This is a genomic window from Streptomyces sp. NPDC016845 (assembly GCF_044332585.1).
GTDB lineage: Bacteria > Actinomycetota > Actinomycetes > Streptomycetales > Streptomycetaceae > Streptomyces.
Genome location: NZ_JBIRPI010000006.1, coordinates 305,768 through 320,717, shown reverse-complemented (window position 1 = coordinate 320,717; position 14,950 = coordinate 305,768). Strand labels below are relative to the sequence as shown.

Sequence of the window (14,950 nt, the reverse complement as noted above, 5' to 3'; positions counted from 1 at the left end):
ACCCCCCGCCGGGGCACCGCACACATCGGTGCCGCAACGATCGGGGAGATTCCGTGACGGAGAAGGTGCACGCGCGCGCCGAGCGGGGATCCTGCTGGTGTTGAGGAACGGGGGACACACACGATGGCGCGCGAGAACGACGACCGGACCGACGGCACGACGAACGACACCAACGGCAAGACGGCCCACACCGAGGGCAAGGCCGGCCACACCGACGGCACCGCCGTGACGGCGGCGGCCGACGAGACCGCCCTCGAACTGCTCGTCCACGGCGTGGGCGGCACCACACCCCAAACCATGCTCGACGACCCGCGCACGGTCCGGGTGGCGGGCGACGAGACGGCGGCGATGTTCCGCCGCGCCGGGGACGTCGACGCGGAGAGCCGCCCCGAGGACTACCGCGGCAAGCCGGTGCCCGAGGCGTACGTGTGGTGCAACCTCACCTCCGGCAACGGATCACGGGCCCTGTGGCTCCTTCTGCTGCCCTTCATGGTCGTCAACCTCGCCCACTGGATGCGGCCCAACGCCCGCCGCAGGACGCGCGCCGTGCGCCTGTACGGCCTGCTCGTCCGCCTCGCCGGACTCACCCTCACCGTGCTCTTCGTCGCCGCCGCGTGCGAGGTCGCGCTCGACCTGACGGCCTGGCAGTGCGCGGGCACCGCGGCCTGCGGCGAACAGCGCGCCTGGCTCGGCTTCCTCTCCGTGGACGCGCACGGCGACGGCGGCTGGTGGAGCCAGCCCGGCCGCCGCCTCGCCCTCGCCGCGCTCGTCCCCACCGCCCTGACGGCCCTCCTGTGGTACCTCTCGCACCGCACCTGGAGCGCCTACGAGTCCCAGCTCCCGCTCCCGCACCAGCCCGAGCCCGACAACGGGGACGGCAGCACCGCCCTCGGCAAGCCCGGCTTCTGGTACGGGCGCCGCCTGGTCGCCCGGCTGCGCGCCGCGCACGCCGCCGCCGGACTGCTGACCGTCGCCGCCGCCGTCGGCACGTCCGCCGCCCGCCACGACCGGGCCCCCGGCGGGCCCGCACTTCTCGACATCCTGGGCTGGGTCCTGGTCGGCGGCCTGCTCGCCGGGGCGGTCGCCGTCGTCGGCGTCGTCGTCCACCGGGGCCGCAGCGAGAACACCCTGGACATCACCCTGGACCGCGCCGTCGTACGCGCTCTGCCGTACGCGGCGCTCGCCCTGCTCGCCCTGAGCATGCTGTACGCGGCCTGGTCGCGCCCCGAATGGCGCTCCTCGGGCCGCCTGCCCGGGGACGCCGTCTTCGGCGGCATCGCCCTGGTCGAGGGCGCCCTGGTGGTGGCGCTCGCCGTCGTCGCGAAGGTCATCTACCGCAGGGCCCGCGACCCGCGCACCGTGCTGCGGGGCCTCGGCGGCCCGGCCACAGCGATGATCGCTTGCGCCCTCGGCGGCGTGATGACCGGCGGCATCGCGCAGCGCGTCGCCGACTGGCTCGACGGCACCAGCGGTCTCATCGACGGGCCGCCCGTCCTGCTCTCCTGGCAGGCGTCCGTCATCCCGCCGCTCCTCGTCGTCCTCGCCGTGCTGTGCGCCGCGCTCGCCGTTCGCACCGCGCGCGTGAAGAAGCGCGAGAAGGCCCGGGTCGCCGAGGACTACCACCTCGACGCCCGCCCCGACGAGACCACCGAGCCGGGCGAGGTCACCGACGCGGCCCGCACCGAGCACATCGCGGGCACACGCGCGCGTGCCGCCCTCACCGACAAGGCGCCTGTGATCGCGGGCGTCGTCTCGGCGGTGACGCTGCTCCTCGGCGCCCTCGCCGTCGCCGGCGCCTGGGCCACGGGCGAGGTGCCCGGCGTGGCCGCCGAAGGCTCGTACCCGATCGTCCAGGGCGCCGCCGACACCGCGCAGGCGCTCGGCTCCTGGTTCATCGGCGCCGGATTCATACTGTTCGTCACCTGGGGCCGCCGCGCCTACAAGGACCCCTCCGCGCGCCGCACCATCGGCATCCTCTGGGACGTGGGCACCTTCTGGCCGCGCGCCGCACACCCTTTCGCCCCGCCTTGCTACGCGGAGCGCGCCGTCCCCGACCTGACCTGGCGCATGGCCACCTGGACCCGCACCACGGGCGGCCGCCTCATCCTGTCGGGACACTCCCAGGGCAGCGTCCTCGCCGCCGCGGCCGCCTGGCAACTGCACCCCGCCGTGCGCAAGCGCGTCGGACTGCTCACCTACGGCTCACCGATCGAGCGGCTCTACGGGCGCTGGTTCCCGGCGCACTTCGGCCCCGCCGCCCTGGCCTCCCTGCACCGGCAGGTCGACTGCTGGCGCAACCTGCACCGCGAGACCGACCCCATCGGCGGCCCGGTCAACCTGACCGGCAAGTGCGGCCCCGTCGTCGACCACCCGGCGCTCCTCGACCCGCTCGCCTACGGCCGCACCGAGCGGCACCCGCTGCCCGCGCCGATCCTGGGCCACAGCGACTACCAGGCCGACCCGGTCTTCGCCGAGGAGCGGGGGCGGCTGCTCGCCCGGCTCACGCCGGGCGTCCCGCAGCAGCGGCCCGAGGCAAAGGTTCAGGGCAGTTCGGGCAGGTCGTCCGGGTAGAGGAGCGTCAGCTCTTCGGTGCTCGGCTCGTCGACCTGCGCGACCCGGCCCGCGTGCCGCTCCACCATCGACTCGAACGTCTGCCGCGCGGTGCGGCCGTTGCCGAACGCCGGGCCCTTCGGGAGCGCCGTGAAGTACTTGAGCAGCGCTTCCGGCGTCCCCTGGGCGAGCCGGTACTCGTGCTCCTCGGCCTGCTGCTCCACGATGCGCAGCAGCTCCTCCGGCACGTAGTCGGAGAAGGTGATCGTCCGTGAGAAACGGGACGCGACACCGGGGTTGACCGACAGGAACCGCTCCATCTCCGCCGTGTAACCGGCGACGATGACGACGACGGAGTCCCGCTGGTCCTCCATGAGCTTCACGAGCGTGTCGATCGCCTCACGGCCGAAGTCGCGCCCGGAGTCCTCGGGGGAGAGGGCGTACGCCTCGTCGATGAACAGCACGCCGCCGTGCGCCCGCTGGAACGCCTCCTGGGTACGGATCGCCGTCGAGCCGATGTGCTCGCCGACCAGGTCGACACGGGACACCTCGACGAGATGGCCCTGCTCCAGGACGCCGAGCCCGGCGAGGATCTCGCCGTACAGACGGGCCACCGTCGTCTTGCCGGTGCCGGGGGAGCCCGTGAACACCAGGTGGCGGCGGACGGACGCCGCCTTGAGCCCGGCCTCCTGGCGCCTGCGCCCCACCTCGATCATGTCGGTGAGCGCGCGCACCTCCCGCTTGACGTCCTCCAGGCCCACCAGCGCGTCGAGTTCGCTCAGTACGTCCTTCGACGTACGGGTCGGCTTCGGCTCCTCCGCCGCGGGCGCCGTGGGCCGCGGGCCGGGCACCGTGCCGAGCAGCCCGACCGTCTGCGTGACGGTCTGCACGGCTGGTCCCGGGGCCGGAGGGGGTGTCGTGGCGGAGCCGGGGCGGACGCCGCCGCTCTCGTCGCTGGTGCACTCCTCGACGAGCGGGCCGTCCTCGGCGAACTCGTAGCCACCGCGCGCGCACCGCTCGGTACGGCACCTCTTCAGGGTGGTGCGGCAGCCGTCGATCACATGGAAGCCGTAGCCGCCGCTGCCGGTGACGCGGCAGCCGGTGAGGCTGCCCCGGCCGCCCGCGGACACGTAGAAGCCCGCCTCGGCGGGGGAGGTGATCGTGCAGCGCTCGATCGTCGGGTCGGCGCCCTTGGTGACGATGACGCCGGTCTGCACCGCGTCGACCGTGCAGTTGGCGAGGGTGCCGCCGCTGCCGTGGTCGCGGAACCAGGCGCCGGTCGCGGCCTCGCGGATACGGCAGTCGTCGAGCTGCGCGGTCGCCCCGTCGCTCACCGACACAGCCGTGTTGCGCACCTGGAAGAGGTCGCTGTCGACGACGTCGACGCGGGAGCCGCGGTCGAGCACGAACAGGGCGTCCGGCACGTCGTGCACCCGGCACGCGTCGAGCACGGCGGTCGCGCCGTCGCTCACCCACACCGCCGGGTAGTCGCCCGTACTGTCGTGGATCTCGCACTGGTTGGCGTCCACGCGCGTGCCGGGGTCCCACACCGACAGGCCGTTGCGCCCGAACCGGCGCACGGTGGAGCGGGTGAGGGTGAGCACGGAGCGGGAGCGCAGATCGATCGCGTTCTCGGGGATGTCATGGATGCGGCAATCCGCGAGGGTGAGGACCGCGTCCGTGTCGAGCGTGATGCCGTCGGCCGTGGTGCGGTGCACATCGCAGTCGGTGAGGTGGGCCGCGGCCCGGCCGGTGACCTGCACGCCCGAGCCCTTGACCTCGTAGATCTCGCAGCCGACGGCCTCCAGGCCGGTGTGCTCGCCGGTCGCGGAGAGCCCGGAGCCCGAGGTGTGGTGCACCCGGCAGCGCTCCAGGCGCGGGTGCGCGCCCCCGCGGACGGCGACCCCGGCCTGCCCGGCGGCGACGACCTCGCACTCCTCGAAGACCCCGCCCCCGCCGTCCAGGACGGCGATACCGATGCCCGCCGGGTTGTCCACGGTGCAGCGCCGCACGGTCGGGCGGGCGCCGCCGCGCACCTCGATCCCGGAGGCGGAGCGGGTGACCACGCGTATGTCGGTGAGTTCGGGGGCGCCTTCCTCGACGAGAAGCGCGGGCGCCGCCGCGTCCTGGCCCTCGACGTGCAGGTCCTGCACCGTCGCCGAGGCGCGCACCGTCAGCGGCACCCCGTCGACGGGCGCGATGCGCACCGAGCCGGGGGAGCCGTCCGGGCCGCGCAGGGTCACCGCGCGCGCGACGACGAGGTTCTCTCTGTACGTGCCGGGGGCGATGGTCAGTATGTCGCCGTCGCCGGCTGCCTCGAGCGCGGCGGCCAGCGACGCGTACTCACCCGTGCGGCGCCGCCACCGCGATGTGCCGGTGTGCGTCACCTGGACCGTGCCCTGTGCCATGGCGCTGATCTGCCCCCACCTCGTCGTCCCGCGGGTCGTCCTCGCGCCCTGCCCGGCGCGTGTCCTGCGAAAGATGGGTCCACCGTAGCGTGCGCGGACCTCGGGGGTTGACCGGAGCCGAACCCTGGTCAGCTGCCCGTGCCGGTCCGGCCCCAGTCGGGACCGGCGATGTCCCAGGCGCGGTCCAGGCGCGCGTACCGGCGACGGACCATGCGCCAGACGACGAGGCGGCGGGCGCCCTCCACGAGTCCGGTCAGGGCGGCGGCTGCGCCGATCCCGGCGAGCACCGCGTGGGTGGCGGCGGTGGCCCGGTCGAGCGGGCGGCCCACGACATGGCCCGTGCCGTCGATCCAGAGCGGGAAGGTGTCGCCCACGTGCGGGGAGCTCAGTGCGGCGACGACGCGGTCGCGGTGGTTCGAGCCGTCCGGTGCTGTCCACGTGGCCAGGACACGGCTGTGGGCGTCCCGTGCGGTGGAGGTCTCCGGATCGGGGTCGATCGGCGGCTGCGCCAGCTTCCGCACCACCGTCGCCCTGACCTCGTGGCGCTGGGCGTGCTGCTTCTGGACCGAGCGGTAGAGGGCGTCGCGCGAGAGCGTCCCCGCGACGGCGCCGGTGACCGGTGCGGCCACGGCCATGAGGATCAGCGCGACGAGCGCGACCCAGGCTTCGGCCAGGTCTGTCCTTCGGCACAGCGGATTGCGGCGCCAGCGCCAGAGGCCGGTGATCGTCCGCACGGACCGCACCCCCTTCCGTCCCCGTCCTGCCCCGAACCAGCGGGCCGCCACTGTCCTCCAACGAGCATGCCGGGCCTCCGGGTTCCCTACCGGGTGACGGTTATTCGAGCACGCGGACCGGATCTCCCACCCGCACCGCACCGGGCGTCTCCGGAACCACGTTCGTCCCGAAGCACAGCTGGTCACCGAAGCGGCGATGGCGGGAGAGGGTGCGCAGCGGCTCCTTGCCGCGCTCGGCCGTGTCCTGGTCCGTGGTGGTCACCACGCAGCGGCCGCACTTCTTGGTGACGCGGAAGGTGGCCTCGCCGATGGCGATGCGGGTCCAGTCGTCCTCGGCCCAGGGCGCCGTCCCGGCGACGACCACACTTGGCCGGAAACGGTTCATGGGCAGTGGGCCCTCGTCCGCATGGTCGCCCTGCGCGATCAGCGAGTTGAGGGCGTCGAGGGAGGAGAGCGTGGTCACGAGCAGCGGGTAGCCGTCGGCGAAGCTGACGGTCTCGCCGGGGCGGGCGTACTCCGGGTCGACGGGCCGCCTGGTCGCCGGGTCGTCCAGGTACAGCATCTGTATGCCGGACCCCAGGTAGGCGCTCCACCACGCGTGCGCGCGCGGGTCGGCGAGCACCGCCTCGACCTTGTCCTTCCAGAGCGTGAACGGAGTCAGGGTGGCGGCGTCGGGTACCTCGACGGTGAGCGGGTCCATGCCGGGCGCGGACACCCGGACGCCGCCGGGCAGCTGCTCGGCGGCGGCCAGCGCGAGCCGCGGGTGCCGGCGCTGTGTGACGGTCTTCTGCTCGGCGTCGATCAGCACCCAGCGGCGGTCCCCCGCGAGCCCCCACGGTTCCACGACCGCCTCACGCGGCGCGTGCCCCCGAACCGCCTTCAGCGGGTAGACATGGATCGAGCTCAGCACTGCTTGCGACATGGGGCCATCCTGCCAGCAGGCACTGACAGCCCTCACGCAGCAAGGTTTCGGCGCCTCAGTAACCGCGGTACTGCTGGCGGTTGTTGTACGGATCCTCGTACGGGGCCGGGGCGGGCCGGGGCGCGGCCGGGCGCATCGACTCGTAGCCGGTGCCGGGCGCCGGGCGCTGCGGCTGTGCCTGCGGGCCCGGATACCCGCGCGGCGCGGCCGCCTGTTGCGGGATGTAGGCGGTCGGCGCCGAGTGCATCGCGGGCTGCATCGCCGGCTGCATCGGGGCGTGCTGCTGTTGCGGCGCGTATCCGTACTGCGGCGACGGGGCGGCCGGCAGTGCGGGCAGGGCGGCCGGCAGCGCGGGCAGATGACTACCGGTGTCGTACGCGGAGGGAACCCGGATCGGGGCGATCTGGGGAGTGCCACGTTCTGCGACGAGGGAGTCGTAGATCGGTGTGTCCGGGAAGGACGGCGCGGAGTAGTAACCGCCGCCATAGGTGGAGCGGGGGGAGGTCATGGCACATAAGTTAAGCCCACGATGTGGTCGTTGGGGAGACCGATAAGAGGGTTCTTTTGTGTGTCGGGCGTGACCGCATGTCCCCAATGTGAGCGAACTTGGGGAAAACGGTCACCACGGGACGTCGGGATCGTGTAAATGCCGCGTTCCTGACACGTTACCGACGGGTTCGACGGTGATCTTCACGCGTCCTTGTGCGGTCGTCTCCGGGACGGGGAAATAGGTTGACGGAGTAATCCGGGATCTCGACTTGGGGGCAGACATGACAATGGCCAAAGGTTCGAATGTCGCCGTGCCGGCCCCGGCCGTGCGCGTCGAACTGGGATGGCGATCCGGCCCCGGTGTCCCCGACGCCGACGCCTCGGCGCTCCTCCTCGTCGCCGCCGGAAAGGTGCGCTCCGACGCCGACTTCGTCTTCTACAACCAGCCCGCGCACGCCTCGGGCGCGGTCCGGTACGAGGGCAAGAGCACGGCGGGCGACGCCGTCACGGACACCCTTGCGGTCGACCTCGCGCGCGTGGAGGCGGACATCGAGCGGATCGTCCTCGCCGCATCCGCGGACGGCGGCACGTTCGGCCGGGTACCGGGCCTCTACATCCGGGTGCTCGACGCGGCCGCCGGCACCGAACTCGCCCGCTTCGACGCCGAGGCCACGGTGGAGACCGCGTTCGTGCTCGGCGAGCTGTACCGGCGCCAGGGCGCCTGGAAGTTCCGCGCGGTCGGCCAGGGGTACGACAGCGGCCTCGAAGGGCTCGCCACGGACTACGGGATCAGCGTGGACGAGCCGCAGCACGCGGCGCCGTCCGCGCCCGCCGCTCCGGTCGCCGCCCCCGCGCCCCCGGTGAACGCGCCGCCCGCGCCGGCGGCCCCGCCCGCCCCCGAACCCGTACGCCTCACCAAGGTCACGCTCACCAAGGCGGCGCCCACCGTCTCCCTGTCGAAGCAGGGCGGCACGTCGGGCACGATGCGCGTCAACCTCAACTGGGAGATGCGCAAGCAGTTCAGCGGCTGGGGGAGCAAGCGCGGCCGGGCGACCGCCAGGCACCGGGACCTCGACCTCGACCTGTGCGCCCTCTTCGAACTCGCCGACGGACGCAAGGGGGTCGTCCAGGCCCTGGGCAACGCGTTCGGCTCGCTGCACCAGCCCCCGTACATCCACCTCGACGGCGACGACCGCAGCGGAACCGTCGCCACCGGCGAGAACCTGAGCGTCAACCTCGACCACACGGACGCGTTCCGCCGCATCCTCATCTTCGTGACCATCTACGAGGGCGCGCGCAGCTTCGCCGACCTCCACGCGACCGTGACGCTGCAACCCCTCAACGGGGCGCCCATCGACTTCTCCCTGGACGAGTGCACGGTGCCCTCCACGGTGTGCGCCCTCGCCCTGATCACCAACGACGGCGGCGACCTGACCGTCCAGCGCGAGGCCCGCTACCTGGTCCCCGAGCGCGGTGTCAGCCCGCAGCGCACCGTCGACCAGGTCTACGGGTGGGGCATGAACTGGACGCCGGGCCGCAAGTAGCGCCGGTGGTCACTGTTCGGGGGCGGCGTCGGGGCGGGCGTACGTACGGCCCTTCCAGGCCGCGCCCCGCCCCCGGTAGTGCTGCACCGCCGAGTCCACCGTCATCAGGAGGTACAGGAACGCGGTGAAGGGCAGCAGCGGGCCGAGCCACCAGGGCTGACGGTAGTAGCGGAGCATCGGCAGGTACGTCGCCGTCATCACCGCCCACGCGAGCGCCCCGAGCAGCGCGGTCGGCGCGCTGCCCGCGACCAGCCCCGTACAGAGGGCGGCCGGCGGGACGAGGTAGACCAGGGCGAGGCCGAGGACGGTGCCGAGCAGGACCAGCGGGTTGTGGCGCAACTGCGCGTACGCGCTGCGCGACACCATGCGCCACAGATCCGCCAGGCGCGGATAGGGCCGCACGCTGTCGACGCGCTCGGCGAGACCCAGCCAGATGTGGCCGCCGGAGCGCTTCACCGCGCGCGCGAGCGACACGTCGTCGATGACCGCCTGCCGGATGGCGTCCGGGATGCGCGCCCGCTCCGCCGCCGTCGTCCGCAGCAGGACACAGCCGCCCGCCGCGGCGGCCGTGCGCGAGCCCTTCTTCGCGATGCGCCGCAGCGGGTAGAGCTGCGCGAAGAAGTAGACGAACGCGGGCACCACGAGCCGCTCCCACGCGCTCGCCACCCGCAGCCGCGCCATCTGCGACACCAGATCGAAGCCGCCCGTGTGCGCCGCCGCCACCAGGCCGCGCAGACTGTCCGGCTCGTGGGCGATGTCCGCGTCGGTGAGCAGCAGGAACTCCGGGCCACGCGCGCGTGCCAGACCGATGCCGTGCCGGACCGCCCACAGCTTCCCCGTCCAGCCCGCGGGCGGTTCGCCGGGGGAGTCGACCGTCAGCGGCAGCCCGCCGTGGCGCGCGGCAAGGGCCCGCGCCACCTCGCCCGTACCGTCGCTGCTGCCGTCGTCCACGAGGAAGATCTCGGCCCGCCCCGGATAGTCCTGCGCGAGCAGTGAGGGCAGGCTGTCCGGCAGGACCGCCGCCTCGTCGCGGGCCGGCACGACGACACACACGTCCGGCCAGGTCCCGGGCTCGGTACGCGGCGGGAGGCGCAGGTCGGTGCGCCAGAAGAAGCCCTGGCAGAGCAGCAACCACAGCCATGCGGCGAGCGAGGCCGCGGTGATCCACACAACGACGTCCATCCGCCGCAGTCTGCCCCACCCACGCCGTCCCGCCGGACCCATCGTCTATGGTTTCCGGGTGAAGATCGCGCTCATGGACTCGGGAATCGGCCTGCTCGCGGCGGCCGTGGCGGTACGGAACCTGCGGCCCGACGCCGATCTCGTGCTCTCCTCCGACCCCGACAGCATGCCGTGGGGTCCGCGCACCCCCGAGGACGTCACGCGGCGCGCGCTCGCCGCCTGCGAGGCCGCCGCCGCGCACCGCCCCGACGCGCTGATCATCGCCTGCAACACGGCGACCGTGCACGCCCTGCCCGCCGTCCGCGCCGCGCTCGAACCGGCGATCCCCGTCATCGGCACGGTCCCCGCGATCAAGCCCGCCGCGACCGGCGGCGGCCCGATCGCGATCTGGGCCACCCCCGCCACCACCGGCAGCCCCTACCAGCGGGGCCTCATCCGCGATTTCGCGGCAGGCGTCGAGGTCACCGAGGTGCCCTGCCCCGGGCTCGCCGACGCGGTGCAGTGGGCCGACGAGGACGGCATCGAGAAGGCCGTCGCGGCCGCCGCCGCGCTCACCCCGCCCGACGTCACGGCCGTCGTCCTGGGCTGCACCCACTACGAGCTGGTCGCCGAGCGCATCCGCGCCGCCGTGCAGCGGCCCGGAGCCGCGCCGCTCGCACTGTTCGGCAGCGCCGGTGCCGTCGCCGCGCAGGCGCTGCGCCGCATCGGCGAGCGGCCCGCTCCCAAGCCCCACGCGCGCGGGTCACTCACCGTCATCCTCAGTGGCCGTACGGAGACACTCCCGGAAGCCGCTCTCACGTACGCCGAGGGGCGGTCGTTGCAGGCCGTCAGCGAACTCTGCTGAGCTGCGCGCCCTTATGCGGAGCGGTGACGCTCCGCGATCTGGTGCCTTCCCCCCGGAACATGAGTAGGCTCGTGTGCATGAGGGAAAACGCCGCCGACAAGCACCCCGGGCGACGCACTTCCGCCCACGGGAGCGAGATCTGGACCGGCCGCGCACGCAACCGCGTGCAGTGGCTCCTGGCACTGGGCGGGTTCGCCTGCCTCGCGCTCGGCATCGAGCTTGCCGTGGTCAGCTCGTGGGCCACGGGCATCGCCGCCCTGGCGATGTCGGTGGTCGGACTCATCGCCGCCGGACTGCTCATCCTCTTCGGCACTCTCGCCTTCCTCCACGTCGCCGTGAAGGTCGACAAGGACCACCTGGAGGTGCGCTGCGGCCACGTCGGGCTGCCGCGCCGCAAGATCCCGCTCGCCCATGTCGTCGACGCGGACTTCGCGCCGAGCGTCACGCCGCGGCAGTGGGGTGGCTGGGGCTACCGCTGGCGCCCCGAGATCGGCACGGCCGTCGTGGTGCGCCGCGGCGAGGGCCTGGTGCTGATCCTCGGTGACGGCCGCAGGTTCACGGTGACCGTGGACGACGCGGAGAGCGCCGTCCGTCACATCCGCACCCGCCTCACGCCGAAGCCGAAGCCGAAGCCGAAGCCGACGGGGCCGATTCTCTGACCCAGGGCCTGTCCGACCGGCATGTTCCGTCGACAGTGGAGCGCCGTACACTCCCCGGGTGACCGCCACCGCACCGCCCGTCGCCGGCTCGGACGAGCCCGCCGCACCGCCCGCTCGCCCCTCTCGTCCGCGACGGCTCGTGCCCGTCGGCCTCATGGTGATCGCCGGGCTGCTGCTCTGGGCGAGCTTCCCGCCGCGCGAGCTGCCCTGGCTGGCGCCCATCTCCTTCGCCTTGTTCGGGCTGGCCGCGCACGGGCGGCGGCTGCGCGCGGGCTTCGGCCTCGGCCTCCTCTTCGGCCTGGCCTACCTGGTGCCGCTCCTCTCCTGGACCGGCGTCGACGTCGGCCCGCTGCCGTGGCTGGCGCTCGCCGCCGCCGAGGCGCTGCTCGTCGCCGTCGCCGGACTCGGCATCGCGTACGTGTCGCGGCTCCCGCTGTGGCCGCTGTGGGCGGCCGGCGTCTGGATCGCGGACGAGGCGCTGCGCGCACGCTTCCCGTTCGGCGGCTTCCCCTGGGGCAAGGTCGCCTTCGGGCAGCCCAGCGGCGTGTTCCTGCCGCTCGCCTCGCTGGGCGGCACCCCGCTGCTCGGCTTCGCCGTGGTGCTGTGCGGCTTCGGCCTCGCCGCGCTCGCGCTCCGCGTCCTCTCCTCGCGCCGTTCCGGCATCGGCGGCGTACACCTCGTACGCGACCGTGCGGCTGTCATCGCCGCGGTGATCACCGTCGCCCCCGTGATCGCCGGAGCCGCGGCCTCGCCCCTCGTGTCGAACGCGGCACAGGCCGGCACCGCGCGCGTGGCGCTCATCCAGGGCAACGTGCCGCGGATGGGCCTCGACTTCAACGCCCAGCGCCGGGCCGTCCTGGACTACCACGTACGCGAGACGATGAAGCTCGCCGCGAAGATCAAGTCGGGTGAGGTGAAGCGGCCCGACCTGGTCCTGTGGCCGGAGAACTCCTCCGACATCGACCCGTACGTCAACCAGGACGCGTACGACGAGATCAGCAAGGCCGCGCAGGCCATCGGCGCCCCGATCTCGGTGGGCGCCGTCGTCACCGCGAAGGACGGCACGGAGCGCAACCGGCTGATCCTGTGGGACCCGGAGACCGGCCCCGGCGCCACCTACGACAAGCGGCACCTGCAGCCGTTCGGCGAGTACATGCCGTACCGCGGCTTCTTCCGGATCTTCAGCAAGGACGTCGACCGCGCGGGCGAGTTCGTGCCGGGCGACAAGGCCGTCGCCTTCGACATGGCGGGCACGAAGATCGGCAATGTGACCTGTTACGAGGCCGCCTTCGACGACGTCGTGCGCGACCAGGTCAACGAGGGCGCGCAGATCCTGTCCGTGCCGAGCAACAACGCCACGTTCGAGCGCAGCCAGATGACCTATCAGCAGCTCGCCATGGACCGGGTGCGCGCGGTCGAGCACGGCAGGGCCGTCATGGTCCCGGTCACGAGCGGCATCAGCGCCGTCATCCGGCCCGACGGGTCCGTGGCCCAGCACACCGGCATGTTCGAGGCGGACACGCTCCTCGCCGACGTGCCCAGGCGGACCTCGCGGACGCTCGCCACCCGCGTGGGCGCCTGGCCCGAGGCGCTCCTGGTCCTCCTCGGCGCCGCGGGGCTCGCCGGAGCCTTCGTGCGGGGCCGCAAGGAACGGCGCGTACAGGACTGACCGGGCCCTTCTGCCGTACGGATAGGGTCGTGGGCATGGCGACTCCAGAGTTCATCCGCACGATCCGGGCCAGCGCCGGCCACCAGCTGCTCCACCTGCCGGGCGTCACCGCCGTCGTCCTCGACGACGAGCAGCGGGTGCTCCTCCACCGCCGCAGCGACACGGGCCGGTGGGGTCTGCCGGGCGGGATCGCCGAGCCGGGCGAGCAGCCGGCCCACGTCGCGACGCGCGAGGTCGAGGAGGAGACCGGCGTCGAGTGCGTCGCCGAGCGCGTCCTGCTCGTCCAGGCGCTCGAACCGATCACGTACGACAACGGCGACCAGTGCCAGTACATGGACATCACCTTCCTGTGCCGCGCCACGACCACCGACTGCCGGGTCAACGACGACGAGTCGCTCGAGGTCGACTGGTTCGCCCTGGACGCCCTGCCGCGCCTCGACACGTTCGAACTGCACCGGATCAAGCTGGCCACCGAGGACGCGCCCACCTGGTTCGAGGGCATCGGGGAGAGGTGAGCTGCCGTGGCCTTGCCCGACAGCGCTGAGGTGACGGTCGGACGGCCGCTGCCGACCGACGGCCCCGACCTGTGGCGCGTGGCCCGTGACGCGCCCGGGCTGGACGTCAACTCGTCCTACTTCTATGTGCTCTGGTGCCGCGACTTCGCCGCCACCTCGGCGGTCGCGCGCACGGCCGACGGCGTCCACGGCTACATCGCGGGGTTCGCGCGGCCCGAGGCCCCGGACACGCTCTTCCTCTGGCAGACCGCGGTGGACGCCGCCTTTCAGGGGCAAGGTCTGGCCCGCCGGATGCTGGGCCTCCTCGCCGACGACCGTTTCCGCTACGTCGAGGCCACGGTCGCCCCGGACAACCACGCCTCGGAGCGCTGGCTGTCCGCCTTCGCCCGCGACCGCCACACCGACCTGGTCCGCGGCGCGCTGTGGGGCCCCGAGGACTTCCCGGGCACGGACCACGAGCCGGAAGTACTGTTCCGCATCGGACCGCTCACCCCGGCCGGGGGAGCGGGCGGACCATGAGAGGGCACCGTCATCCCGGCCGGGGTGTCGGCGGACCATGAACGGGCGCCGAAGTATGGGTGCCACCCACATCGGGAGGCGTCCGTACGCTGCCTAGGGTGCGGAGCATGACCCCGCGCACCCCACTCGCCGCCGCACCCCTCGCCCAGGCCGCACCGCTCGACCTCGGCGGACGCACCGCACTCGTCACCGGCGCCGCCGGCGGCATCGGCCGGGCCTGCGTCCTGCGGCTCGCCGCCGCGGGCGCCAAGGTCAGAGCGGTCGACCTGGACCGGGAGGGGCTCGACGCGCTGGCCGGGGAGACCGACGGCGTCGAGCCGTACGTCCTCGACCTGACCGACCTCGACGCCGCAGAGGCCGCGGCCACGGGCGGCGTCGACGTACTCGTCAACAACGCGGGGCTCCAACTGGTCCGCCCCATCGAGCAGTTCCCGCCCGAGGTGTTCCACACGGTCCTGACGGTGATGCTGGAGGCCCCGTTCCGGCTGATCCGGGGCGCACTGCCGCACATGTACGAGCAGGGCTGGGGCCGCATCGTCAACGTGTCGTCGGTGCACGGCCTGCGCGCCTCCGCGTACAAATCGGCGTACGTCGCGGCGAAGCACGGCCTCGAAGGGTTGTCGAAGACGGCGGCGCTCGAAGGCGCCCCGCACGGGGTCACCTCGAACTGCGTCAACCCGGCCTACGTGCGCACCCCGCTCGTCGAGAAGCAGATCGCCGACCAGGCCGCCGCGCACGGGATCGACGAGGAGCGGGTGGTCAGCGAGGTGCTGCTGCGGGACAGCGCGCTCAAGCGGCTCATCGAACCCGGCGAGGTCGCGGAGGCGGTCGCCTACCTGTGCACGCCGCAGGCGTCCTTCATGACAGGGGCGTCGCTGACCCTCGACGGAGGCTGGACCGCCCACTGAGCACGGG

At 73.3% G+C, this 14,950-nt stretch carries 13 protein-coding genes; 8 read left to right on the top strand and 5 right to left on the bottom strand.

Features of this window, described 5'->3' with window-relative positions; all coding sequences use genetic code 11:
* The first annotated feature begins 123 nt into the window (after positions 1-123).
* Positions 124-2,571 (top strand): hypothetical protein, encoded by a 2,448-nt coding sequence (locus ACH4RC_RS19430; RefSeq protein ID WP_398202245.1) that lies wholly within the window; start codon positions 124-126, stop codon positions 2,569-2,571.
* Here ACH4RC_RS19430 and ACH4RC_RS19425 read toward each other — a convergent pair.
* The 4 genes from ACH4RC_RS19425 to ACH4RC_RS19410 all read right to left on the bottom strand — a co-directional run bounded on the left by ACH4RC_RS19425 (position 2,541) and on the right by ACH4RC_RS19410 (position 7,122).
* Positions 2,541-4,958, bottom strand: coding sequence for a right-handed parallel beta-helix repeat-containing protein (locus ACH4RC_RS19425; RefSeq protein WP_398202242.1), 2,418 nt, complete (start codon positions 4,956-4,958; stop codon positions 2,541-2,543). The genes ACH4RC_RS19430 and ACH4RC_RS19425 overlap by 31 nt on opposite strands.
* A gap of 128 nt (positions 4,959-5,086) precedes the next feature.
* Positions 5,087-5,692, bottom strand: a complete 606-nt coding sequence (locus ACH4RC_RS19420) for a hypothetical protein (RefSeq protein ID WP_398202239.1) — start codon at positions 5,690-5,692, stop codon at positions 5,087-5,089.
* Between the two features lie 100 nt (positions 5,693-5,792).
* Positions 5,793-6,614: an MOSC domain-containing protein gene (locus ACH4RC_RS19415; RefSeq protein ID WP_398202236.1), complete on the bottom strand. Its 822-nt coding sequence runs from the start codon at positions 6,612-6,614 to the stop codon at positions 5,793-5,795.
* Between the two features lie 55 nt (positions 6,615-6,669).
* On the bottom strand, positions 6,670-7,122 hold the full coding sequence (locus tag ACH4RC_RS19410; protein ID WP_398202234.1) for a DUF6643 family protein: 453 nt from the start codon (positions 7,120-7,122) through the stop codon (positions 6,670-6,672).
* A 262-nt stretch (positions 7,123-7,384) separates the two neighbouring features.
* Here ACH4RC_RS19410 and ACH4RC_RS19405 point away from each other — a divergent pair, with 262 nt between their 5' ends.
* Entirely contained in the window at positions 7,385-8,647 is a 1,263-nt protein-coding gene (locus tag ACH4RC_RS19405; protein WP_398202231.1) for a TerD family protein, read from the top strand.
* Between the two features lie 9 nt (positions 8,648-8,656).
* On the opposite strand, the gene ACH4RC_RS19400 is transcribed toward ACH4RC_RS19405, so the two are convergent.
* Positions 8,657-9,829 (bottom strand): glycosyltransferase, encoded by a 1,173-nt coding sequence (locus tag ACH4RC_RS19400; protein ID WP_398202228.1) that lies wholly within the window; start codon positions 9,827-9,829, stop codon positions 8,657-8,659.
* A 58-nt stretch (positions 9,830-9,887) separates the two neighbouring features.
* Between ACH4RC_RS19400 and ACH4RC_RS19395 the strand changes: the two genes are divergently transcribed.
* From ACH4RC_RS19395 to ACH4RC_RS19370, 6 genes are all read left to right on the top strand, one after another.
* Positions 9,888-10,673, top strand: a complete 786-nt coding sequence (locus ACH4RC_RS19395; RefSeq protein WP_398202225.1) for a glutamate racemase — start codon at positions 9,888-9,890, stop codon at positions 10,671-10,673.
* Positions 10,674-10,750: 77 nt separating this feature from the next.
* Complete coding sequence (locus ACH4RC_RS19390; protein ID WP_398202224.1) at positions 10,751-11,332, top strand: hypothetical protein; 582 nt, start codon at positions 10,751-10,753, stop codon at positions 11,330-11,332.
* A 58-nt stretch (positions 11,333-11,390) separates the two neighbouring features.
* Positions 11,391-13,001, top strand: coding sequence for an apolipoprotein N-acyltransferase (gene lnt / locus ACH4RC_RS19385; RefSeq protein ID WP_398202222.1), 1,611 nt, complete (start codon positions 11,391-11,393; stop codon positions 12,999-13,001).
* 35 nt (positions 13,002-13,036) lie between these two features.
* Complete coding sequence (locus ACH4RC_RS19380) at positions 13,037-13,516, top strand: NUDIX hydrolase (RefSeq protein ID WP_398202219.1); 480 nt, start codon at positions 13,037-13,039, stop codon at positions 13,514-13,516.
* Between the two features lie 6 nt (positions 13,517-13,522).
* A complete protein-coding gene (gene ectA, locus ACH4RC_RS19375) occupies positions 13,523-14,035 on the top strand; it encodes a diaminobutyrate acetyltransferase (protein ID WP_398202217.1) in 513 nt (170 codons plus the stop codon).
* A gap of 107 nt (positions 14,036-14,142) precedes the next feature.
* Positions 14,143-14,943, top strand: a complete 801-nt coding sequence (locus tag ACH4RC_RS19370; RefSeq protein WP_398202214.1) for a 3-hydroxybutyrate dehydrogenase — start codon at positions 14,143-14,145, stop codon at positions 14,941-14,943.
* The last annotated feature ends 7 nt before the right edge of the window (positions 14,944-14,950 follow it).

Excerpts from the sequence above, each read along its gene's own strand:
- ACH4RC_RS19380 (WP_398202219.1), top strand. The coding sequence starts at position 13,037 with ATGGCGACTCCAGAGTTCATCCGCACGATCCGGGCCAGCGCCGGCCAC.
- ACH4RC_RS19430 (WP_398202245.1), top strand. The coding sequence starts at position 124 with ATGGCGCGCGAGAACGACGACCGGACCGACGGCACGACGAACGACACC.
- ACH4RC_RS19405 (WP_398202231.1), top strand. The coding sequence starts at position 7,385 with ATGACAATGGCCAAAGGTTCGAATGTCGCCGTGCCGGCCCCGGCCGTG.
- ACH4RC_RS19370 (WP_398202214.1), top strand. The coding sequence starts at position 14,143 with ATGACCCCGCGCACCCCACTCGCCGCCGCACCCCTCGCCCAGGCCGCA.
- ACH4RC_RS19425 (WP_398202242.1), bottom strand. The coding sequence starts at position 4,958 with ATGGCACAGGGCACGGTCCAGGTGACGCACACCGGCACATCGCGGTGG.
- ACH4RC_RS19415 (WP_398202236.1), bottom strand. The coding sequence starts at position 6,614 with ATGTCGCAAGCAGTGCTGAGCTCGATCCATGTCTACCCGCTGAAGGCG.
- ACH4RC_RS19410 (WP_398202234.1), bottom strand. The coding sequence starts at position 7,122 with ATGACCTCCCCCCGCTCCACCTATGGCGGCGGTTACTACTCCGCGCCG.
- ACH4RC_RS19390 (WP_398202224.1), top strand. The coding sequence starts at position 10,751 with ATGAGGGAAAACGCCGCCGACAAGCACCCCGGGCGACGCACTTCCGCC.
- ACH4RC_RS19400 (WP_398202228.1), bottom strand. The coding sequence starts at position 9,829 with ATGGACGTCGTTGTGTGGATCACCGCGGCCTCGCTCGCCGCATGGCTG.